We start from the raw sequence: 20,849 nt of genomic DNA on the forward strand, positions 1-20,849 counted from the left end.
CCGCCTCTCCCCCGGGGAGCAGGGAGTCGGGAGGTGGTGATGCGGCCGGAAAAAACCTGTGGGATACTCTCGATCCGGGTGATCGACTACACGGAGGATCGCATCGAGGAGCACGAGTGCATCGAACTCACCGAGGCATGGTCGTGGATCGGCCGGGAGACGGTCACCTGGATCGACGTCGTCGGGGTGCCGGAGCGCGACGAACTCGTGATCCTCGGCAGGCAGGCGGGGATCCACCCGCTCACGATGGAGGATATCACGGCCCCGGACCAGCGGCCGAAGGTGGAGGAGTTCGGGAGCTACGTCGCCGTCATCGCGAGGATGCTCTCGGAGAGAGACGGCAGAGTCACAAGCGAGCAGGTCAGCCTGATCTTCGGGGAGAACTACGTCATAACGTTCCGCGAGCAGCCCTTCCAGGTCTTCGAACAGGTCCGGGAGCGGCTCAGGAACGAGCTGAGTGTCCTCCGGGGATCGGGGCCGGATTTTCTCGCCTATACGCTCCTCGACGCCATGGTGAGTGTCTACCTCGCCATCCTCGACGCGGTCGACGACCGGGTGGAAGACCTCCAGGGCAGGGTTCTGGCTGCCGCGGACCCGCTTGCCTTAAAACAGATCTACGAACTCAAGGAAGATCTCCTGACCATCCGGAGAGCGGCCGTCCCGGCACGCGAGGTTCTCGGGGCGCTTGCAAGCCGGGAGTTGAGCCTTGTCCGGAAGGAGACGATCCCGTACTTCCGGGATATATACGACCGGTGCATCCAGGCGGCAGAGGTCGCGGAGTATACCAGGGATACCCTCTCCGGCGTGATGGATCTCCATACCTCGAACCAGAACAACAGGCTCGCCGAGATCACAACGATCCTCACCATCGTCGCGAGCATCTTCATTCCTTTAAGCTTCATCACCGGGTTTTACGGGATGAATCTCAGGGACATACCGCTCGAAGACTCGCCGCTCGGGTATCCGTTCGTCCTCCTCCTCATGGTAGGCGTCGCGTTCGCGATGCTCCTTTACTTCAGGAAGAAAGAGTGGATATGACGGCGGGCCCCGCGGCACGGGGAGAGGGGCGGCAACCCCCTTTTTGTAGCGAGAATGCCAACACTTCTCCATTATGGCAATCCATCCCATCGACTACCGGTACGGCACTTCGGAGATGCGTGCCGTCTGGAGTGAGGAGAACCGCTTCCGGGCTATCGTCACGGCCGAAGTGGCGCTGGCACGAGCGGAGGCGGCGCACGGGATGATCCCCCGCGAGGATGCGGAGACGATCGCGATCTCTGCGCATGACGCGCGCCTCGAGCGGGCGAAGGAGATCGAGGCCGAGATCAACCACGATATGATGGCGATCGTCAAGGCCGTCACCGAGGTCTGCGGCGACGCCGGGCGGTGGATTCACTACGGCGCGACCTCGAACGACATCCTGGATACGGCGACCGCCCTGCAGGTCCGCGAGAGCCTCATGCTCATCGAGGAGAAACTCGGCAAACTCCTCTGCGTGCTTCTCGCCCGGAGCGCCGAGACGAAGACCCTCGTCTGCGCCGGCCGCACCCACGGGCAGATCGGTGTGCCCACCACCTACGGGCTGCGGTTCGCGATCTGGGCGAGCGAGGTCTCCCGCCACATTGAACGGCTCCGCCAGATGCGACCCCGGGTCGTCGTCGGGCAGCTCACCGGAGCGGTAGGCACCCAGGCGGCGCTCGGGGATGCCGGTATCGAGATCCAGGAGACGATGATGGAGTTCCTCGGAATCCGGCCGGTAGACGTCTCGAACCAGCTCGTCTCCCGGGACCGCTACGCGGAATACTTCATGCTCCTTGCAAACATCGCGACGACGCTGGACAAGATCGGCCTTGAACTCCGGCTGATGCAGCGCTCCGAGATCGGGGAACTCGCGGAGGCGTTCGGGAAGAAGCAGGTGGGCTCGAGCACGATGCCTCACAAGAGAAACCCGATCAAGAGCGAGCAGGTCTGCGGCCTTGCCCGGATCGTGCGCTCCGCGGTCGAACCGGCACTGCAGAACAACGTCCTCTGGGACGAGCGCGACCTGACGAACTCCTCCCCCGAGCGGGCCCTCTTCCCCGAGGCGTCGGTACTGACCGATCACATCCTCAACGTGATGATCAGCGTGATGGATGGCCTTGAGTTCAATAAGGCAAACATCCGGAAGAACCTGATGCTGCTCAGGGGCGTGAACCTCGCCGAGTCGGTGATGATCGACCTCACCCGGCGGGGCATGAGCCGGCAGGAGGCCCACGAGGCGATGCGGACGGCGAGCATGCAGGCCCTTGCCGAGGACCGCGACCTCGCCGAGGTGCTCGGTGAGCGGCCCGAGGTCACGGCGTTCGTCACCCGCGAGGAACTCAACGCTCTCCTCGACCCGGACGCCTACATCGGGACGGCCGTCCGGCAGGTGGAGCGGCTGATCGAGAAACTCACGCCGCTCTGCCGGTGAAACGTTTTTGGGCGGGGTGCGCCGCCGCATCCCGCCCGTTCGCCGGCAACGGTGAACGTCATCACGGTAATAACCCCGTTCCTTCACCATACTTTTTTACCAACGCGGCACAGGGTGGCGTTATCTCACCGGTGTGAACGATGACCGCTTCTGCACGAGGACAGTGGTTGGGCGAAACGGAAGGAGTCGCTCAGAACTCTTCCGCGATGCCGTAACCGTAGGACCGCAGTACCTCGCTCCCCGGCATGCCGGACAGTGCCCCGGGGACCAACCGATACAAGAAAAACCAGATCCCTTGAACCTCTTCCGCGCCTGCTCCCGACGAACACAACTCCCAGGCACGACGGTTCACCGGACGTGCACCTGACGATGCTCGATGGACGCTCCCTGAGGGGCATCCTGATCCTGAGGATTCACACCTCTCCGGGGCGACCGTTGAAGATACACTCGGCGAGATATGGTCGAGCGTGGTGGCGCTGATCCTCTAGCCCGTCGTCGTCTTTGCCGTCGCATACACACGGTTCATGCGGACGGATATCCGATGATAGACGGGCGCGCACATTCGCTCCCGGGGAAGGGCTGCATCGGAAGCAAGCTGATTATTCCGCCGGGTTTCGGTATTTGGGGGAGGTATGCAGGATTCTTACCGGGGTATGCACTCATACCCGCGATCCGGGGATCGAGGTACATTTCCACTGGTGATCGGCCGTACTGCCGGGAGATGGAACAACGAGGGCATGTCAGGAGAAGGAGACGGCCCGGGTACAGCCACGACAGTTCGATGCTTGTCACAGAAAAGGTATATGGGGGAACGTTGACGCTTTGAACGGTGACACCGCGTACGGTATCCCGCGGGGGCCGGGAACCCCGATTGCCGTCGTATCCCGGCCCCAAAAGCGTGCCCGGAGGGCAATAGGGGTTCCAGGGGATAGCCGTTGCGGTTCCGTGTCCCTCCAGGCACTGTTACGGAATTTCGAGTGACATAGTATTGCAATGGGAAAGAAATGTGCCGAAATATATCCATGAGACGCACAGGAGAGGCCTGTATGAACCGAAAAACGATATTTATCGTCCTGCTGCTGATCGCGTCCGCTCTCCCGGCAGCGGCTGCACCCGCCGTCCAGCTAACAAACGATTCGGCATTCAATTCGTATCCTTTCTGGTCGCCGGACGGTGCCAGGATCGCCTTCGTCTCATCCGACGGAGTCCATGCCGGTATCCGGGTGATGGAGCGCGACGGCCAAAACCCGGTACCGGTAACGGACGACCGTTCGTGGAATCTCTTCACCGAGTTCGATCCCTGGTCGCCGGACGGGGAGAAACTCCTCTTCCTCTCCGACGACGGAGGAGGGCTCGACCTCTGGACGATGAACCCGGATGGGACCGGGAAGGTGCGCCTGACCGAAAGCGGCTGCATCGTCCCCATTCCGGGGCTATCCGGCTACGGGGCGGACTGGAGCGCCGATGGGAGGGGGATCGTCTATACCTCCTGCCTCTTCGATGATGCGGCCATCCAGGAAGTGAACCTCTCGGCCATCCGCACGGAAGCGGACATCTGGATCATGGACGCGGACGGGGGTAACAAGAAGCAGCTGACGACCGATGGAGATGCGCGTTTGCCCCTGTGGCAGCCGCAGGGGGACAGGATCGCATACCTCGCAGACAGAACCGGGAACCGGGAGATCTGGACCATGCAGAGCGACGGAACGGGCAAGACACAGGTGACGTTCAGCGAGGGGAGCGTATCCGGGTATTCCTGGTCCCCGGACGGTGCCAGGATCGCCTACGTCGTCGCGTCACCGCCGGGGACATTGCCGGAGTTCTCTCTCTGGGTTATCGATAGCGACGGATCGGGTTCGGAGCAATTGACAACCGGAAACCGGGACACATCACCAGTCTGGTCGCCGGACGGTACCAGGATCGCCTTCCGGTCGGAGTCGCGGGACCGGGCGCTCTGGGTGATGAAGAGCGACGGATCGGACCTCGCACCCCTCGGTCCTGATAATCCGGCATACATGATGCACCAGTGGTCTCCCGACGGCAGAACGATCGTCGTGAGCGATGGAAACGACCTGTCTGCAATCCCGCTCGAAGATCCGGCGGCACCCGCATCGCCGGGATTTGAGGTAGTTTCTGCAGCGGGTGCACTGCTTCTCACGGTATGTCTGCTCAGACTGCGAAAACAGGGATGAGGGGGAGCGGGAACGTGCCGCACGAAGACGATTACCGGTGGAGCGCGACGCGTTAACGGGTGTCGCCATCGCCGTCTTCACGCCGCTCACTCCTTCTCCCGTGCTCCCCGCAGTGCTTTTACATCCCCCACGGTCACCACGCGAACCGCACCGCCCTGGACGTCGCCTCCGGCATCGCCCATCCGGTCCTCGATCCAGCCCTCCATCTCCAGGTACGCCGCCCGCAACCCTTCGAGAACATCCGGATCGGCATCCCAGAGGCCGCGTTCGTGCGCTTCAAGCAGCCGTCTCCCGATCTCCTCCAGCCCCCAGGGATTCTCGTGGGAGCAGACGTTCGCGAGCGGAAACGGCGTGGGGGGACGCTTTCGCTCGATACGTCGGTGGAGACGATGAAGATCAACCTGACTTCCCAATCACCGCCCACGATCGAAATCGTGGTCAATACAGGCCTCCCGGTTCCGCTGAACACGCCACTCTGGGAGGCGTGCAACGAGACGCTGCACGAGACAAGGATATATGCCGATGTCGTTAACTGCACGTCCTCCTCCGGAGACGGCCGGGTGACGCTCACCTTTGCCGAGGGCCACGCGCCCGAGGTGACGCTGCGTCCGGTCAGGATCACCGTATCCGCCCGGGGGTGACAGATTCAGGCTTAAACCCTCCGAACCGCCCGCATCTCGCGCCGACCGGTGTACGCACATTTATAATTTAACAGTGCAAACACTGACACAGATCCGTTTTTTGAGGCGTCCGCGTACCGCGTGAGCCTCATGGCGATACCTGCCGGATTACGGAATATGCCGACCATGAACCTGAAGGGCTGGATAGAACGTGACGGAGTGCGCCTCACCCCCGCCGATGTGGAGCAGCTGCTCGAAGTGGGACCGGAGGCACTCAATGGGTGCGGCGGCGAGTTCCTGCTCACCTACGGTGACTGCACCGCACGCGACGCCTTCGGGATCATGCCCGGCCCGGTCCCGCCCGGGACCATCTGTTGCGATGGACGGGAGGTTGCCCGGGTAGCACCCGATCCAGCGCCCTGCACCCTCGAGGAGGCGATCGTCACCGCGGTCGGCCTCCGGAGCGACGAGGGCGCGGTGGCGTTCTCCGGCGGCGTGGATTCGGCCCTCGTCGCCCACCTCGCCCGCCTCCCCTGCGTGGCCGTGGGGCTCGAAGGGTCGCACGACGTCAGGCGGGCCGCCGCAGCCGCCCGGATGATGGGGCTTGACCTCGAGATCGTCACGCCGACCGAAGACGAGGTCGCGGAGGCGCTCGCCCGGGTCGTCCGGGTCATCCCCGACCCGACGAACCCCCTCGAGGCCTCGATCGCGACGACCCTCTCCTTTGTCGCCGCGTGGGCAAAAGAGCGCGGCCATACCCGTATCCTCGCCGGGCAGGGGGCGGACGAGCTCTTCGGCGGCTACGCCCGCTACCTCACCTCCCCCGACCTCGCGGCGGAACTCGAACGGGACTATGCCGACCTCGCCCGCCAGAGAACGCGGGATCAGGCGGTGGCGGCGCTTCACGGGGCATACTTCTCGATGCCCTACCTCGACGTCCGGGTGGTGCGCGCCGCCCGGGCGATCCCGGCCAGGGAGAAGGTGCGCGGGGGGGTGAGAAAGCACCCCCTGCGGGTGGTCGCAGAACGCCACATTCCCGCCGAAGTCGCCCGGGCCGAGAAGAAAGCGATGCAATACGGGAGCGGGATCTGGAGGGCGATGCAACGGCTCGCACGTGACAATGGTTATAAAAAGTCGGTACAAGGGTACTTAACGGAGATCAGTAGGGCGGAACATGATTACTGAGAGCGATATTGAACATATAGCAGAACTTGCGGATATCGGCATATCGAAAGACGAGGTGCCGGAGTTCACCACCCAGTTCAACGCAATCCTGGACTACTTCGAGGTCCTCGACACCGTCGAGGGCATAAGTGCCCCGGATACCGGGCTCGTGAACGTCTTCCGGGACGACGAAACCCGGCCCGGCCTCTCGCAGGACGAAGCCCTCGCGAACGCGGGGTCGACCGAGAACGGGTTTATCAAGGCGCCGAGGGTGATGTGAGTGGCGGGAACCCTCGAATTCTCGCCGGACGACCGGTATAACGCCTTCATCACCACCTGCGGCCAGGCGCCGTTCTCCGAGGGGGCGCTCGCCGGCACCCCCGTCGCGGTCAAGGACAATATCTCGACGGCGGGGATACCGACCACCTGCGGGTCGAAGATCCTCGAAGGCTACGTCCCGCCGTATGACGCTTACGTCGTGGAACTCCTCCGGCAGGCAGGAGCGGCGGTCGTCGGCAAGACCAACATGGATGAGTTCGGGATGGGCACCACCACCGAGACGAGCGCGTTCGGCCCCACCAGAAACCCGGCGGACCCCGAACGGGTGCCCGGCGGTTCGTCCGGCGGAAGCGCCGCCGCCGTCGCCGCGGGTCTCGTCCCGATGGCGCTCGGCACCGATACCGGCGGCTCGATCCGGTGCCCCGCGGCGTTCTGCGGGATTGTGGGGCTCAAACCCACCTACGGCCGGGTCTCCCGCTACGGCCTCATCGCCTACGCAAACTCCCTCGAACAGATCGGGCCGATGGCACGGACGGTGGAGGACGTTTCAAGGCTGATGTCGGTGATCGCGTGGTACGACCCCCGCGACTCGACGATGCTCGACCGTCCGTATGACCACCGGCCGTCGGGCGAGATCAAGGGGCTCCGGGTCGGGATACCGGAAGAATACTTCGGCGAAGGCGTCGACCCCCGTGTCGCGGAGAGCGTCCGCGACGCCATCGGGGTCCTCGAAGGGCTCGGGGCCGAGACCGTCCCGGTGAGCATCCCCGGCATGCGTCACGCGCTCGCGGCCTACTACGTCATCTGCACGAGCGAAGCCTCCTCGAACCTCGCGAGGTTCGACGGCGTCCGCTACGGCCCGGCAGTCGACACCAGGAAATCCTGGCACGAGGCCTACCAGGACCTGCGGCAGGAGATGTTCGGCACCGAGGTCCGGCGCCGGATCATGCTCGGCACCTTCGCCCTCTCGGCGGGCTACGCCGGCCGGTACTACGCGAAAGCGCAGGTAGCCCGCCGGAATATCAAAGAGGACTTCGAGCGGGCGTTTTGCGACGCGGACGTCATCGCCGGCCCGACGATGCCGACGACGGCCTTCCGCCTCGGTGAGAAGTCCGACCCGCTCTCGATGTACCTCTCCGACATCCTCACGGTGCCCGCGAACCTCGCCGGCATCCCGGCGATATCTGTCCCGTGCGGCAGGGTGGACGGCCTCCCCGTGGGGCTCCAGATCATGGGAAGACAGTTCGAGGACGAACGCGTCGTCGATGCTGCCTATGCCTACGAGCAGGAGGTGAAGGCATGAAGACGATCGTCGGGCTCGAGATCCACGTCCAGCTCTCGACCGCGACAAAGCTCTTCTGCGGGTGCTCGACGGACTACCGCGACGACGAGCCGAACACCCACTGCTGTCCGGTCTGTCTCGCCCTGCCCGGAGCGCTCCCGCGCCTGAACAGGAAAGCGGTCGAATACGGCCTGAAGGTGGCAAAAGCCCTCGACATGAAGGTCCTGGAAGAGTCGGAGTTCGCCCGGAAGAACTACTTCTACCCCGACCTCCCGAAGGCCTACCAGATCACGCAGTATGACAAACCCCTCGCGGTCGAAGGGACGGTCGAGATCGAGGACGACGAGGGGCACGAGAAGATCGTCCGGATCACCCGGGTGCACCTCGAAGAGGACCCAGGGAGGCTCGTCCACGTCGCGGGCGGCTCGAAGTACTCGCTCGTCGACTACAACCGATCGGGTATCCCGCTTCTTGAGATCGTCACCGAACCGGACATGCGCTCTCCGCAGGAGGCTCGCCGGTTCCTCAACAAACTCCGGACGATCCTCGAGTACCTCGCCGTCTTCGACGGCGAGCGGGAGGGTGGCCTCCGTGTGGATGCAAACATATCCCTCGAGGGGTCCGAGCGGGTCGAAGTCAAGAACATCTCCTCCTACAAGGGCGTCGAGAAGGCCCTCACCTTCGAGGTGACCCGGCAGAAGAACCTGCTCCGGCGCGGCCAGAAGGTGACGAGAGAGACCCGCCACTTCATGGAGGGCCGCGGGATCACCACCTCCTCACGGAGCAAGGAGGAGGAGCACGACTACCGCTACTTCCCCGAGCCCGATCTCCGGCCGCTCCGGGTCGCGGACTGGGTCGCGGCAATCGACCTTCCCGAGCTTCCCGTCGCCCGTAAGAACCGGTTCATGGCGCAGTACGGCATATCGCTCAATCACGCCCGGACGCTGACCGGCGACCCGAAACTCGCCGACTTCTACGAGGCGGTCGCCCACATCGACCCGGTTCTCGCCGCCACCTGGGTTGCCGACACGCTGCTCGGGGAGCTCAACTACCGCGACATGAGCATCGCTGCCGTCCCGGCCGACCGCATCGCGGAACTCCTCGCGCTTCTGCGGACGGAGACGATCACCGATACGGCCGGCGTCCAGGTTCTGCGGGAGATGCTCGATGCCTGCGCAGCCGGCAAGCCCTGCGAGCCTCCCGCCATGATCGTGGAGCGCGAGGGGCTCGCCAGGGCCACGGGAGACGAGTTCACGCAGGTCGTCGAGAAGGTGGTCGCCGCGAACCCGCAGGCGGTGGAGGACTACCGGGGCGGCAAGAAAGGCGCCCTGAACTTCCTCGTGGGGCAGGTGATGAAAGAGACCCGCGGACGGGCGGACCCGCGGGAACTCGGCCGCATCGTATCCGGGTATATTGACACAGGTGGGGTGTAATCCACAGTGCATCTGATCATCGCAGAGAAGAACATCTCGGCAAATCGTATCGCGCAGATCCTCGCCGGTAACGAGAAAGTGAGAGCAAAGAAGGACGGAAGCGTATCCACGTATTCCTTCGACACGAAGACGGTGGTCGGCCTCAAAGGGCACGTGGTGGAGGTGGACTTCGAGCCCGGCTATACCAACTGGCGGAGCGAGACCCACACGCCGCGAACCCTCATCGACGCAGGCATCGTCAAGAAGCCGACCGAGAAGAAGATCGTCAACCTCATCCAGAAACTCTCGAGGAAAGCGGATCTCGTCACCATCGCGACCGATTATGATACCGAGGGAGAACTGATCGGAAAGGAGGCCTACGAACTCGTCCGTGCGGTGAACCCCAACGTCAGGATCAACCGTGCCCGGTTCTCCGCGATAACCCCGGCGGAGATCCGCACCGCGTTTGAGAACCTGACCGACCTCGACTTCGACCTCGCGGCTGCCGGCGAGGCCCGCCAGACGGTCGACCTGATGTGGGGGGCGGCCCTGACCCGGTTCATCAGCCTCGCGGCACGCCGGGGCGGTAAGAACATCCTCTCCGTCGGGCGGGTGCAGAGCCCGACGCTCGCCATGATCGTCGAGCGGGAGCGCGAGATCGAGAGTTTCGTCCCCCAGACCTACTGGATGCTCTCGCTTGAGACCGAGAAAGACGGCGTAACGATCGAGGCGCGGCATACCGCCGGGCGGTTCACCGACCACGAAGCAGCCCTCGCCGCGGAAGCGGGGACAAAGGAGCCGCTCGTCGTCACGGACGTGAAAGAGGGGCAGAAGAACGACCGGGCGCCGACGCCGTTCGACACCACGACCTTCATTGTCGCGGCGAGCCGCCTGGGCCTCTCGGCGGCGAACGCGATGCGGCTTGCCGAAGACCTCTACATGAACGGGTACATCTCCTACCCGAGAACCGACAACACGGTCTACCCGAAGTCGCTGAACCTGAACGCGATCCTCAATACCCTCAAAGGAGGAGGGTTCGATAAGGACGTCGCCTGGGTGCAGCAGAACCGGCGGCCCGTCCCGACCCGGGGCAAGAAGGAGAGCACCGACCATCCGCCGATTCACCCGACGGGCTCCGCGACCCGCGAGGCCCTCGGGCAGGACCGGTGGAAGGTCTACGAACTCGTTGTGCGGCGGTTCCTCGCGACCCTCTCCCCCGACGCGAAGTGGGCGACCACAAGGTGCACCTTCGACGCGTCCGGCGAGCCCTACAAGGCCACGGGCGGCAGGCTCCTCTATGCCGGGTGGCGCCGGATCTACCCCTACTCGGAGGCGAAAGAGAACATCCTCCCGGTGCTTGCCCCGGGTGAACGGCTGCCGATCAAGAAGGTGAACCTCGAGGAGAAGGAGACACAGCCGCCGGCGCGCTACTCCCAGAGCCGGCTCATCCAGGTAATGGAGGAACTCGGCCTCGGCACGAAGAGCACCCGGCACGAGGTGATCGGCAAACTCGTCTCCCGCCGCTACGTGGAGGGCAACCCGCTCCGCCCGACGCTCGTTGGCCGGGCGGTCATCGACGCGCTCGACAACCACGCCGAGACGATCACGGAGCCGGAGATGACCCGGACGCTCGAAGAGCACATGCAACTCATCAAGCAGAGCCGGCGCTCCCGCGACGACGTCGTCACCGAGTCCCGCGAGATGCTCCATCGGGTCTTCGACAAACTCGAGGCGCACAAGTCGGAGATCGGCACCGAGATCATGGAGCAGACGGCAGAAGAGCATACCCTCGGCCCCTGCCCCGCCTGCGGCCACGATCTCCGGATCCGGCATATCGGCGTCTCCCAGTTCATCGGCTGCACCGGCTACCCCGAGTGCCGGTTCAACATCAGCCTGCCCGGCAGCACCTGGGGCAAGGCAATCCGGGTCGAAGCGACCTGTCCGGAGCACAACCTCTCCCACGTCCGCCTGATCCGGAAAGGCGCCCGCCCATGGGACATCGGCTGTCCACTCTGCAGCCATATCGCCTCGAACGTCGAGGCGCTCCGGATGATGCCCTCGATGACCGACGACCTCATGCAGCGCCTGCACGCGCACCACATCTACACGGTCTCCGAGATCGCGGGCATGCAGCCTGAAGACCTCGCGAAAGCCGTCGACGTCGAGAAAAAAGAGGCCGCAGAGCTCGCGAGAGAGGCAGAGGATGCGCTCGAGGTTCTCCGACGCCGTTCGGAACTCAGGAAATTCGTCCGGAAGATCGTGCCCCCGAGGAAGGGCCGGAGCCACGCGAAGATCATCCGAAACCTTCTCGAACAGGGGATCGGCGATATCCACGCGCTCTCGCTGGCCGACGTTGCGGCGATCAAGAAGGCCGGGATCCCGGAGGCTACCGGAACCGAACTCCTGGACGCGGCCCGCGGCCTCTGCAACGAGCGCGCCCTCCGGGAGGCCGGAGTTCCCGCGGTCAGCCTGAAGAAGTACCAGGCAGGCGGCGTCGCGACTCCCGACGACTTCTGTTACCTCCCCATCCCCTACCTTGCAAGCAAAACCGGCATTAACCCGGAAACCGTACATAAACATGTGGATCTGGTCTGCAGGCACCTCGGGCGCCCTGCCCCCCAGAAGATCTCCAGGACGGTCTTTGAGCGCGGGCGCAAAGAACTCCTGGAGGTCCCCGGGCTCGGTGAGGCGACCGTGGACAGGCTCTACCTTGCAGGCATCTATGACGCCGCAACGCTCCGTGTTGCCGACCCGGAGAAGGTCTCCTCTATCACCGGCATCCCGAAGGCCAGACTCCGCGACTACATCGGCCACCTGAAGTGACACCATGCACGCGAACTGGAAGACCTGGGCACACGTAACGAAACTTGACCCCGATAAACGCCTCCCGAAAGGAGTCGTCGAGGAGATCGCGACGAGCGGAACCGACGCCCTGATGCTCTCGGGCACGCTGAACGTGACGCGGGAGAACCTCCACGAACTCCTGGATCTGGTCTCCTCCTATGGGGTGCCGCTGGTGGTGGAACCAGCGAGCCCCGACTGCGCCATCTTTGATAGGGGGATCGACCACCTCTTCGTGCCGAGCGTATTGAACACGAACGACGTCCGCTGGGTCGTCGGGAAGCACTACGCCTGGCTGCGCCACACGAGCAGCATCGACTGGGATATGGTGGTGCCCGAGGCCTACATCGTCCTCAACCCGAACTCGGCCGTCGGCCGGGTGACGGGGGCGGACTGCAGCCTCTCGCCCGGGGACGTGGCCGCGTTCGCAGAGGTCGCGGACCGCTATTTCCGGTTCCCGATCGTCTACATCGAGTACAGCGGAACCTATGGGGATCCTGCAATCGTGCAGGCGGCATCCGAGGCTGTCGAGCACGCCACCCTCTACTACGGCGGCGGGATCCGTTCGGCCGAGCAGGCGGCGGAGATGGGCCGTTATGCCGACACGATCGTCGTGGGGAACGCGGTCTACGAGGAAGGGATCGACGTGCTCCGGGCGACGGTCCGGGCGGTACAGTGAGGCATGCCCGAGATCTCAATCGTCCTGATCGAACCCCTCTATGAGGGAAACGTCGGGTTTACCGCCCGGGTGATGAAGAACTTCGGGTTCACCCGGCTGGTTCTCGTCAACCCCTGTGCGCTCGGCGACGACGCGATCATGCGCGCCTCCCACGCCCGCGACGTCCTCGAGGGCGCCCAGCGGATGACGGTCGAGGAGGTCTATAACGAGTTCGACTTTGTCGTCGCGACGACCGGCGAGGTGAGCAAGTCGGTCTGCACCCCGATGCGGATGCCCTACTACGCGCCGGCGGAGGTCAGGGAGATCGTCGGCGATATCGACGGCACGGTCGCGATCCTCTTCGGCCGGGAGAACTGGGGGCTCGCGAACACAGAACTTAAGCGCGCAAACCTCATCTGCACCATCCCGACCTCGGAGATCTATCCTATCCTCAACCTCTCTCACGCGGTCGGCATCCTCTGCTACGAGCTTGCGAACCTGCCGCGCGGGACCTACCCGCTCGCAAGCCCCGTCGAGATGGATTCGCTCTACCGGCACATCGACGCGTTCCTGAACCGTATCGACCACCCGGACTTCAAGCGGGAGAACACGATGACCCTGATCCGTCGAGTGCTCGGCCGGACGAAACTGACCATCCGCGAGGCGAGCACGCTTCACGGGCTGATGCGCCGGACGGAGTGGCATCTCGAAAACAAAGAATAGTTTGCGGGAGAGATATATTGGAATGATTCTTGTCGACTGGCAGATAGAAGACCGCATCAGGCGCGGGCACATCAGGGTTGATCCCTTCGAACCCTCCCTGATCCAGCCAAATTCCCTGGATATCAGGCTCGGTTCGCACTTTGTCTGGTACGTTCCGGGAGAGAGCGTGATCGACCCCTACGACAGCGAGACCGTCTGCGCCGAGACCGAAGAGATGGTGGCCGACTCGATCGTCCTCGCACCGGGTCGGTTCCTCCTCGCCGAGACGCTCGAGGCGATCGAACTCCCCGACGACATCGTTGCGAGCATCGAGGGGAAGAGCAGCATCGCGCGTCTCGGGGTCGAACTCCACCAGACGGGAGGCTGGATCGACGCAGGCTTTCGGGGGACGATCACGCTCGAGATGTGCAACGTGAACTCCCGGCCGGTCAAGGTCTACGCGGGGATGCCGATCGGGCAACTGGTCTTCTACAGAACAGATCGCGCCGCGCGCCCCTACAACATGAAGCAGGACGCGAAGTACATGGATCAGCGGCAGGCGACCCTCTCCCGCTACCACGAGAACGCGCGCCGCGCAGAGGAGTGATGCCGGGAATCCGGTGAAACTCGACGCCTCCGCCCATACCGCGGCAGGAGCGGCGGCCCGGGGCACGTGCCCCCCGCCCGCCGAGCGTCATGCACTATATAGCAGGAAAACAGATATTGAACGATTCAACTGGGGATACCAATGCGACTTCTTCTGATCCACTCTGATCATATCGAATACGAGGCCCGGAAGAAGACGAAGGTCGCCGAAGAGGATGCCGTCCCAAAGGACGCCCTTGATGAGGCGCTTGCCGTCTTCTGCGCGGTTGAGTCTGTCGACGAGGAGAACATCGAGGATGCCGTCAGGCAGGCGGCCGACGAGATCGTTACCACTGCCCGGCAGCTCGGCACCACCAATATCATGATCTACCCCTATGCCCACCTCTCCTCCGACCTTGCATCGCCGGATGCAGCGGTGAGCGCTCTTAAGGGTATCCAGGATATTCTCAACGGTACGGACGGTTTCGTCGTGAAACGTGCGCCGTTCGGCTGGTATAAGGCATTCTCGCTCTCCTGCAAGGGCCACCCGCTCTCCGAACTCTCGCGGACGATCGTCCCGGGAGAAGGGGCGGCCGCGCCGAAGAAGGAGATCGAGCACGAGTTCTTCGTCATCACCCCTGAAGGTGACCGCAAAGACGCAGCCGACTACGCGAAGGAGGAGACGCCCTTCGCCGCCCTGATCCGGAAGGAACTAGGGTACCCGGGGCCGGAAGGGGCCGAGCCGGTTCACGTCGACCTGATGCGTGCGAAGGAGCTCGTGGAGTACGAACCACGCGCGGATGTTGGAAACCACCGCTGGATGCCCCGGGGCAAGCTGATCCGCGACCTTCTCTCCGACTACGTCCTCACACAGGTGCTCGACTACGGCGGGATGCCGGTCGAGACCCCGGTGATGTACGACCTCGGCGATAAGGCGATCGCGGAGCACGCGGCCAAGTTCGGGGAGCGGCAGTACCGGTTCAAGAGCGGCAACCGCGACATGATGCTCCGGTTCGCGGCGTGTTTCGGGATGTTCTCGATCATGCACGACATGCATATCTCGCCGAACACCCTCCCGCTGAAACTCTACGAACTCTCGACCTACTCGTTCCGCCACGAGCAGAAGGGCGAGGTTATCGGCCTGAAGCGTCTGCGCGCATTCACGATGCCCGACATGCACACCCTCTGCCGCGACGCAGACGGCGCGCTCACGGCGTTCGAGGAGCAGCTCGCGATAGGCTGGAAGACCGGCGAGGATCTCGAGACCCCGCTCGTCGGGGTCTTCCGGTGCACCCGCGACTTCTTCGACCAGTATGAACTCTGGGTGAAGGGGATCGTCGCGAAGTCTGGCGTGCCGATGCTGATTGAGGTTCTCTCGGAGCGGACTCACTACTGGATAGCAAAGGTCGACCTCGCGGCGATCGATGCACAGGGGAGACCCATCGAGAACCCGACCGTCCAGATCGACGTGGAGAGCGCCGACCGGTTCGATATCAAGTACTACGCACCGGACGGAACGGAGGTTCATCCCCCGATCCTCCACTGCTCGCCGACGGGCTCGATCGAGCGGGTGATCTGCGCGATGCTCGAGGGCACCGCAGGCCAGGAGGTTCCCTCGTTCCCGACCTGGCTCGCCCCGACCCAGGTCAGGCTGGTGCCGGTGGCGGAGCGGCACATCTGTTTCGCGGAAGAGATCGGCACCCGGCTGAACGCTGCCGGCATCAGAGCGGACGTCGACGACCGGGACGAGAGCGTGAACAAGAAGGTCCGCGAGGCGGGCATGGACTGGGTACCTTACGTCGCGGTGATCGGCGACCAGGAGGCCGAGACCGGCCGGCTCACGGTCACCATCCGGAAGCTCTCGGAGAAGAAGAAACCGTTCAAGGAGTCGGTGACCGAGAACGAACTCGTCCAGGCGGTGAAACTGGAGACCGCCGGAAAGCCCTTCCGCCCGCTCTACACGCCGAAGCTTCTCTCGCGGAAGCCCCGGTTTATTTAATCTCTCTTTTTTTTGCAAAGCACGAAGCCACGCTGCTGCAACTCGCACCAAATGGTTCGCACGCTCCTTTCAGTCGTGCCTCGCACCTGACGATGTCAAACAGGGGATATCCCACCTACTGTTCTTAGAAACGCCACAAACCCAATCTACGGCTTTCCACAGGCTATCGCCATGCAGGGGAGGGGCTGACGGGGAGGGGGGAGACCCCCCTCACCTGTCCCCACCCCCCATGGCGATACTCCCACGGACCACTGCATCCGGATTTACCCTCGATTCGGCCACCTTGTTTGTCGCAAATCGAAGCTTCTCAGCCTCTTCGAACCTCCCGGATTTCCTCCCCAATCATCGCTGCCCTGACAGCCACACATGAAAACCTGCAGGCCTCTCACACACACCTTGTCCAACACCCTACCAAACCCCGCCCCTGACAAGGTTTAAAAGCCCCGGACGCTACTGTCCCACCGGTGCATGAAGTCATGGACACCGAAGAATACCGTTCCATTATATCGAATGCCATTGATCGGGAGATCGAGGCATACACCTTCTACCGCACGGTCAGGGAGAAGGTCACGGATGAGAACCTGAAAAACCTCTTCAACGAACTTGCCGGGGAGGAGAGCCAACATCGGAAGACCCTCGAAGGCTTTCTCACGAAAGAGCCAGGGAAACTCGGGTTCGACACGAAGCGGGACTACAAAGTCGCCCAAACCCTGGAGACACCCGCGCTCTCGGCCGACTTAAAGCCGCTTGACGGCCTCGTCATCGCGATCAGAAAAGAACTCGACGCGATGCAGATGTACACCCAGCTCGCGAGCCTCAGCGTGGATCCGGAGCAGATCGAGTTGTTCGAGAGCCTCGCCTCGATGGAGCGGGGCCACAAGGCACGCCTCGAGGACATCTACACCAACATGGCGTTTCCGGAAGTCTGGTGAAGGTGGGGCTTCGCAGCTCCGCCACTTTTTATCGCACGGGGAGGGAGAAAAGAGAGGGGTGCAGGCTCTCCCATGCATCATTCGACAGCGCAGTAGGCCCCCTTGAAGAACCAGTTCCGGTAAACGATCGGGGTGATGAGCGTGGTCAACAGACTCATCAGAACGATCACCACGAAGACGTTCTGGCTGATGAGTCCCGAATCCAGTCCTATCAGGGCAACGATAATCGCCACCTCGCCCCGCGATTCGGGATGCCACGCGGTAGGCCGGCGAGAGCGAGGAAGAGGAGGAGGCTCATCTGGATCTCAATTGCCAGGGCAGCGCTTTCCATAGTTACCTGCCCGTGATCTGGGAGGGTGGCCTTAAGAAATCTATGCAACGTGCACGAGTTATAGGGGACGTGCCGGGAGAACAACAGCAACATCCCGCTATCATCGGGGATGGCCGGCATTCCCGATGATAGCGGGATGGAAAAATAACCGTTGGATGAGCGGGGCTCTCTCCGCCTCTCCAACCGGAAAGAGGAAGTACACTCCCAAACGCAAAAATAACCAGTTTTCAAGACTCGTTATGGGTACACTACCTTCAAGACCTTCCACTGCAAACCTCCATCACAGATGGAAAAGCAGGTACGGGTGACCATCCAGAGCGATCCGGCTATCCTTGGTATTGTTCGGTCGGCGGTCTCCCGAATGGCATCCCTTGCCGGTCTTCCCGGCGGTACGATCAAGGAGATAACCCTCGGCGTCGAGGAAGCAGTGCTCTGGATCATCGACCACGCCTTCCCGCCGGGCGTAGAGGGCGAGATCACGCTCACCTGCTCGATCAACGCCGACCGGTTTGAGGTACGGATCGTCGAACACGGGATCCCCTTCGACCCGGAGATAGCTGCCCCGACACTGCCCCGGTGTCGGGCGGTCATGGATCAGATTGCCTTTACAAACAGGGGCTGGGCCGGGAAGGAGACCCTGCTGGCAAAGGTCTGCAGAGTGTCCCCGCATCCCTCCCGCTCTCCGGTACCGCCTGCCTCCCCCGGATTCGTCCTGATCCGACCGACCCTGCCCGATGAGGCGGTGGAGATCTCACGGTGCGCTTACTTCAGTTACGGCTACTCCTACGGCTATGAGAAGGTCTATCATCCGGACGTGCTCAAAGCCCTGATCCGATCGGGTGACCTTATCTCGTTCGTCGCGGTCGATGGGGATACCGTGGCCGGTCATGCCGGGCTCCTCTTCTACGACGACCCCGGTGTAGCCGAGATCGCGCTCGGGTTCGTGAACCCGCCCTACCGGAGCCGGCGGGTCTTCTCGGACCTGATGGCAACCGTCGTTGCCGAGGCCGAACGCCAGCACCTGGCAGCGCTCTCCGGGCAGGCGGTCTGCACCCACCTTTACTCGCAGCGGTCGGCCCAGGCCTTCGGGATGAGCGAGTGCGCCCTCCTCCTCTCCCGCTACACCCCGCTCCGGTTCACCGGAATAGCCGATGAGAACCGGGTCAGGGAGAGCATCCTTGCGGTCTTCCGCTACCTCTCACCGCCGGAGCACCCGGTTCTCTACCCGCCGGAGCACCATGCCGGCATAACGAGAGAGATCTACGATCACCTCGGCGTGCACCCGCCTTTCGGTATCGGCGATGCGTCAGCCAGACTGCCGGAGAAGAGCGAATACTCTATCACCGTCGAAGAGATTTACCAGACAGCTCAGATCCGTATCCGATCCCTCGGCACCGATCTCATCCCCCGGCTCAGGCGCGAACTCGGCCGGCTCCGTGCCGGACGCCTCGAGGCCGTCTACATCCACCTCCCGCTCACCGCCCCGGCAACCTCTACCGTAGCGGACGCGATCGAGAACCTCGGCTTCTTCTTTGCCGGACTGCACCTCACCTCTACCGGCGAGGATCTCCTCACCCTCCAGTACCTGAATAACCGGATCCTGGACTACGACACAGTCATGGTGGCATCATCCAATGCCGGCCGGCTGAAGGAATATATCAGAGAGCGAGATCCCTGGCAGGCGTGAGGAATGCCTCCCCGGGTCTCCAGCATCTAACGGTGCGCCTGAAAAAAGTCCGGGTTACATTTGCAGCGAGTTCGAACATAACGTGGTATACTCCCGGCACGTCCCCTGCCACCGGCAATAGCGGCAGCAGAGGACGGTCTCGGCACGAAGGTTCCCCTTCCCAAAGGTGGCGATTCGTTCGTAACCGGTCAGTTCCGCCCCGCAGTACGGACATGCGACCATACGTCACCCCGGTTCAGGATCCGATCGACGCCACCCTACCGGACGAACCCGCTCCGCCCGGCATACCGGGCCGTATCCCCGGCCGCCTCTTCGATCCTGATGAGCTGGTTGTACTTCTCCACCCGCTCGCCCCGTGCCGGTGCGCCGGTCTTGAGGTGGCCTGTCTGCATGGCGACGGTGAAATCGGCGATGAACGTATCGACCGTCTCGCCGCTTCGGTGGGAGACCATCGCACCCCAGTTCTGCTGCTGCGCGAGATGCACCGCAGCGATTGTCTCGGTCACCGTCCCGATCTGGTTGGGCTTGATCAGGACGGCGTTGGCGGCCCCCTTCCGGATACCCTGATCGATTCGGTCGACGTTCGTGACGAAGAGATCGTCGCCGACGAGTTCCACGCGATCGCCGATCGTTCTGGTCAGGAGCCGCCAGCCGTCCCAGTCGTCCTCGGCAAGGCCGTCCTCGATGACGATGACCGGGTATGCCGCCACAAGGTCGCGGTACCGGTCAACCATCTCAGCAGCGGTCAGGGTCAGCCCTTCGGTCCTGAGGTTATAGACGCCGTCGCTGTAGAACGCGCTCGACGCCGGATCGAGGGCGATGCCGATCTCCCTGCCGGGTGCATACCCGGCACGCTCGATCGCTTCCACGATCAGGTCCAGCGGCTCGGTGTTCGTGGAGACCGCAGGGGCGAACCCGCCTTCGTCGCCGACGCCGGTCGTGTAACCCTGCGTCTTGAGGATCTCTTTGAGCGCATGGTAGGTCTCGCTCCCCCACCGGACCGCTTCAACGACGCTCGGAGCGCCGTAGGGGGCGATCATGTACTCCTGGAAGTCCGGGCCCTGCCAGTTGGCGTGAACGCCGCCGTTGAGGATGTTCATCATGGGGACGGGAAGGAGCGGTTTAAACGGGTCTCCCAGGTACTCCCAGAGCCAGAGACCCTGTGCGGCGGCGGCAGCCCGGGCGACGGCCATGGAGACCGCAAGCGTGGCGTTGGCGCCCAGGTTCCGCTTGTTCGGTGTTCCGTCGAGAGTGATGAGCGCCTCGTCCACCGCCGCCTGATCGCGGGCGTCCACGCCCTGCAGGGTAACGGCGATCTCGCCGTTGACCCGGGCGACAGGCCTCTGCACTCCTTTGCCACCGTAACGGTCTTTTACGCCGTCCCGGAACTCGACGGCTTCGTGCTTGCCGGTCGATGCGCCGGACGGGGTCGCGGCACGCCCGGACGCCCCGCCGGCGAGCGTGACATCCGCTTCGACGGTCGGGTTTCCCCGCGAGTCCAGTATCTCGCGGGCATGGATTGATCGTATCCTCGTGTCAACCTCGGTCATGCTCGATGACACCGTGGGGCGGGAGGGTATCGAGCGCAAAAAAGGTATCGCCGGCGCCGGGTCCGTCCGGGCGGTGGCGGCAGCATAGGCCGATATCGCATTGCCGTTTACGATGAACCCAATTGCCCGTTCTTGTCCGTCTTCGGAGAAGATCGAGGAACAG

At 63.4% G+C, this 20,849-nt stretch carries 18 protein-coding genes and 1 pseudogene; 15 read left to right on the forward strand and 4 right to left on the reverse strand.

Going from position 1 to position 20,849, the window contains the following annotated elements:
• Window positions 1-39: 39 nt before the first annotated feature.
• The 3 genes from corA to HL657_RS09295 all read left to right on the forward strand — a co-directional run bounded on the left by corA (window position 40) and on the right by HL657_RS09295 (window position 4,644).
• On the forward strand, window positions 40-1,038 hold the full coding sequence (gene corA, locus HL657_RS09285) for a magnesium/cobalt transporter CorA (protein WP_317296542.1): 999 nt from the start codon (window positions 40-42) through the stop codon (window positions 1,036-1,038).
• Between the two features lie 73 nt (window positions 1,039-1,111).
• Window positions 1,112-2,452, forward strand: coding sequence for an adenylosuccinate lyase (purB, locus tag HL657_RS09290; protein WP_317296543.1), 1,341 nt, complete (start codon window positions 1,112-1,114; stop codon window positions 2,450-2,452).
• Window positions 2,453-3,498: 1,046 nt separating this feature from the next.
• Window positions 3,499-4,644 carry a peptidase S9 gene (locus tag HL657_RS09295; RefSeq protein WP_317296544.1) on the forward strand — a complete coding sequence of 382 codons (1,146 nt, stop codon included), beginning with the start codon at window positions 3,499-3,501 and terminating at the stop codon, window positions 4,642-4,644.
• Window positions 4,645-4,730: 86 nt separating this feature from the next.
• Here HL657_RS09295 and HL657_RS09300 read toward each other — a convergent pair whose 3' ends face one another.
• Window positions 4,731-5,057 (reverse strand): cobaltochelatase subunit CobN, encoded by a 327-nt coding sequence (locus HL657_RS09300; protein ID WP_231476519.1) that lies wholly within the window; start codon window positions 5,055-5,057, stop codon window positions 4,731-4,733.
• Here HL657_RS09300 and HL657_RS09305 point away from each other — a divergent pair.
• The 11 genes from HL657_RS09305 (at window position 5,034) to HL657_RS09355 (ending at window position 17,118) form a co-directional block, all read left to right on the forward strand.
• Entirely contained in the window at window positions 5,034-5,285 is a 252-nt protein-coding gene (locus tag HL657_RS09305) for a hypothetical protein (RefSeq protein WP_292519815.1), read from the forward strand. The genes HL657_RS09300 and HL657_RS09305 overlap by 24 nt on opposite strands.
• A 156-nt stretch (window positions 5,286-5,441) precedes the next feature.
• Window positions 5,442-6,449 carry an asparagine synthase C-terminal domain-containing protein gene (locus tag HL657_RS09310; protein WP_317296545.1) on the forward strand — a complete coding sequence of 336 codons (1,008 nt, stop codon included), beginning with the start codon at window positions 5,442-5,444 and terminating at the stop codon, window positions 6,447-6,449.
• Window positions 6,439-6,708, forward strand: coding sequence for an Asp-tRNA(Asn)/Glu-tRNA(Gln) amidotransferase subunit GatC (gene gatC / locus HL657_RS09315; protein WP_317296546.1), 270 nt, complete (start codon window positions 6,439-6,441; stop codon window positions 6,706-6,708). The genes HL657_RS09310 and gatC overlap by 11 nt, the downstream gene beginning before the upstream one ends.
• Window positions 6,709-8,010 (forward strand): Asp-tRNA(Asn)/Glu-tRNA(Gln) amidotransferase subunit GatA, encoded by a 1,302-nt coding sequence (gene gatA, locus HL657_RS09320; protein ID WP_317296547.1) that lies wholly within the window; start codon window positions 6,709-6,711, stop codon window positions 8,008-8,010.
• Window positions 8,007-9,422, forward strand: coding sequence for an Asp-tRNA(Asn)/Glu-tRNA(Gln) amidotransferase subunit GatB (gatB, locus tag HL657_RS09325; protein ID WP_317296548.1), 1,416 nt, complete (start codon window positions 8,007-8,009; stop codon window positions 9,420-9,422). Before gatA ends, gatB begins: the two co-directional genes overlap by 4 nt.
• Before the next feature lie 6 nt (window positions 9,423-9,428).
• Window positions 9,429-12,224: a DNA topoisomerase I gene (locus HL657_RS09330; RefSeq protein ID WP_317296549.1), complete on the forward strand. Its 2,796-nt coding sequence runs from the start codon at window positions 9,429-9,431 to the stop codon at window positions 12,222-12,224.
• Window positions 12,225-12,228: 4 nt separating this feature from the next.
• Complete coding sequence (locus HL657_RS09335) at window positions 12,229-12,921, forward strand: phosphoglycerol geranylgeranyltransferase (RefSeq protein ID WP_317296550.1); 693 nt, start codon at window positions 12,229-12,231, stop codon at window positions 12,919-12,921.
• 3 nt (window positions 12,922-12,924) lie between these two features.
• The gene (locus tag HL657_RS09340) at window positions 12,925-13,623 is read left to right on the forward strand and encodes an RNA methyltransferase (protein ID WP_067075222.1); all 699 of its coding nucleotides are present in this window, start codon (window positions 12,925-12,927) and stop codon (window positions 13,621-13,623) included.
• 22 nt (window positions 13,624-13,645) lie between these two features.
• The gene (gene dcd, locus HL657_RS09345) at window positions 13,646-14,209 is read left to right on the forward strand and encodes a dCTP deaminase (protein WP_317296551.1); all 564 of its coding nucleotides are present in this window, start codon (window positions 13,646-13,648) and stop codon (window positions 14,207-14,209) included.
• Window positions 14,210-14,350: 141 nt separating this feature from the next.
• Window positions 14,351-16,186: a threonine--tRNA ligase gene (locus HL657_RS09350; protein WP_317296552.1), complete on the forward strand. Its 1,836-nt coding sequence runs from the start codon at window positions 14,351-14,353 to the stop codon at window positions 16,184-16,186.
• Window positions 16,187-16,662: 476 nt separating this feature from the next.
• Entirely contained in the window at window positions 16,663-17,118 is a 456-nt protein-coding gene (locus HL657_RS09355; protein WP_317296649.1) for a ferritin-like domain-containing protein, read from the forward strand.
• Window positions 17,119-17,195: 77 nt separating this feature from the next.
• Here HL657_RS09355 and HL657_RS09360 read toward each other — a convergent pair.
• Window positions 17,196-17,363 (reverse strand): annotated as a pseudogene (locus HL657_RS09360) (cation:proton antiporter domain-containing protein); the annotation flags it as partial.
• 372 nt (window positions 17,364-17,735) lie between these two features.
• On the opposite strand from HL657_RS09360, the gene HL657_RS09365 reads away from it, so the two are divergent.
• Window positions 17,736-19,136, forward strand: a complete 1,401-nt coding sequence (locus tag HL657_RS09365) for a GNAT family N-acetyltransferase (protein ID WP_317296553.1) — start codon at window positions 17,736-17,738, stop codon at window positions 19,134-19,136.
• Window positions 19,137-19,190: 54 nt separating this feature from the next.
• Here HL657_RS09365 and HL657_RS09370 read toward each other — a convergent pair whose 3' ends face one another.
• Together HL657_RS09370 and eno are read right to left on the reverse strand one after the other, a co-directional pair.
• Window positions 19,191-19,358: a hypothetical protein gene (locus HL657_RS09370; RefSeq protein ID WP_317296554.1), complete on the reverse strand. Its 168-nt coding sequence runs from the start codon at window positions 19,356-19,358 to the stop codon at window positions 19,191-19,193.
• Between the two features lie 35 nt (window positions 19,359-19,393).
• On the reverse strand, window positions 19,394-20,686 hold the full coding sequence (gene eno, locus HL657_RS09375; RefSeq protein ID WP_317296555.1) for a phosphopyruvate hydratase: 1,293 nt from the start codon (window positions 20,684-20,686) through the stop codon (window positions 19,394-19,396).
• Window positions 20,687-20,849: the final 163 nt, after the last annotated feature.

This window comes from Methanoculleus nereidis (assembly GCF_032944295.1).
GTDB lineage: Archaea > Halobacteriota > Methanomicrobia > Methanomicrobiales > Methanoculleaceae > Methanoculleus > Methanoculleus nereidis.

What these genes read in the sequence shown, in the direction of transcription:
- gatB (WP_317296548.1), top strand. Translation starts at nt 8,007, where the DNA reads ATGAAGACGATCGTCGGGCTCGAGATCCACGTCCAGCTCTCGACCGCG.
- gatC (WP_317296546.1), top strand. Translation starts at nt 6,439, where the DNA reads ATGATTACTGAGAGCGATATTGAACATATAGCAGAACTTGCGGATATC.
- eno (WP_317296555.1), bottom strand. Translation starts at nt 20,686, where the DNA reads ATGACCGAGGTTGACACGAGGATACGATCAATCCATGCCCGCGAGATA.
- HL657_RS09350 (WP_317296552.1), top strand. Translation starts at nt 14,351, where the DNA reads ATGCGACTTCTTCTGATCCACTCTGATCATATCGAATACGAGGCCCGG.
- HL657_RS09295 (WP_317296544.1), top strand. Translation starts at nt 3,499, where the DNA reads ATGAACCGAAAAACGATATTTATCGTCCTGCTGCTGATCGCGTCCGCT.
- HL657_RS09365 (WP_317296553.1), top strand. Translation starts at nt 17,736, where the DNA reads ATGGAAAAGCAGGTACGGGTGACCATCCAGAGCGATCCGGCTATCCTT.
- purB (WP_317296543.1), top strand. Translation starts at nt 1,112, where the DNA reads ATGGCAATCCATCCCATCGACTACCGGTACGGCACTTCGGAGATGCGT.
- dcd (WP_317296551.1), top strand. Translation starts at nt 13,646, where the DNA reads ATGATTCTTGTCGACTGGCAGATAGAAGACCGCATCAGGCGCGGGCAC.
- HL657_RS09305 (WP_292519815.1), top strand. Translation starts at nt 5,034, where the DNA reads ATGAAGATCAACCTGACTTCCCAATCACCGCCCACGATCGAAATCGTG.
- HL657_RS09340 (WP_067075222.1), top strand. Translation starts at nt 12,925, where the DNA reads ATGCCCGAGATCTCAATCGTCCTGATCGAACCCCTCTATGAGGGAAAC.
- corA (WP_317296542.1), top strand. Translation starts at nt 40, where the DNA reads ATGCGGCCGGAAAAAACCTGTGGGATACTCTCGATCCGGGTGATCGAC.
- HL657_RS09335 (WP_317296550.1), top strand. Translation starts at nt 12,229, where the DNA reads ATGCACGCGAACTGGAAGACCTGGGCACACGTAACGAAACTTGACCCC.
- HL657_RS09370 (WP_317296554.1), bottom strand. Translation starts at nt 19,358, where the DNA reads ATGGTCGCATGTCCGTACTGCGGGGCGGAACTGACCGGTTACGAACGA.
- HL657_RS09310 (WP_317296545.1), top strand. Translation starts at nt 5,442, where the DNA reads ATGCCGACCATGAACCTGAAGGGCTGGATAGAACGTGACGGAGTGCGC.
- HL657_RS09355 (WP_317296649.1), top strand. Translation starts at nt 16,663, where the DNA reads ATGGACACCGAAGAATACCGTTCCATTATATCGAATGCCATTGATCGG.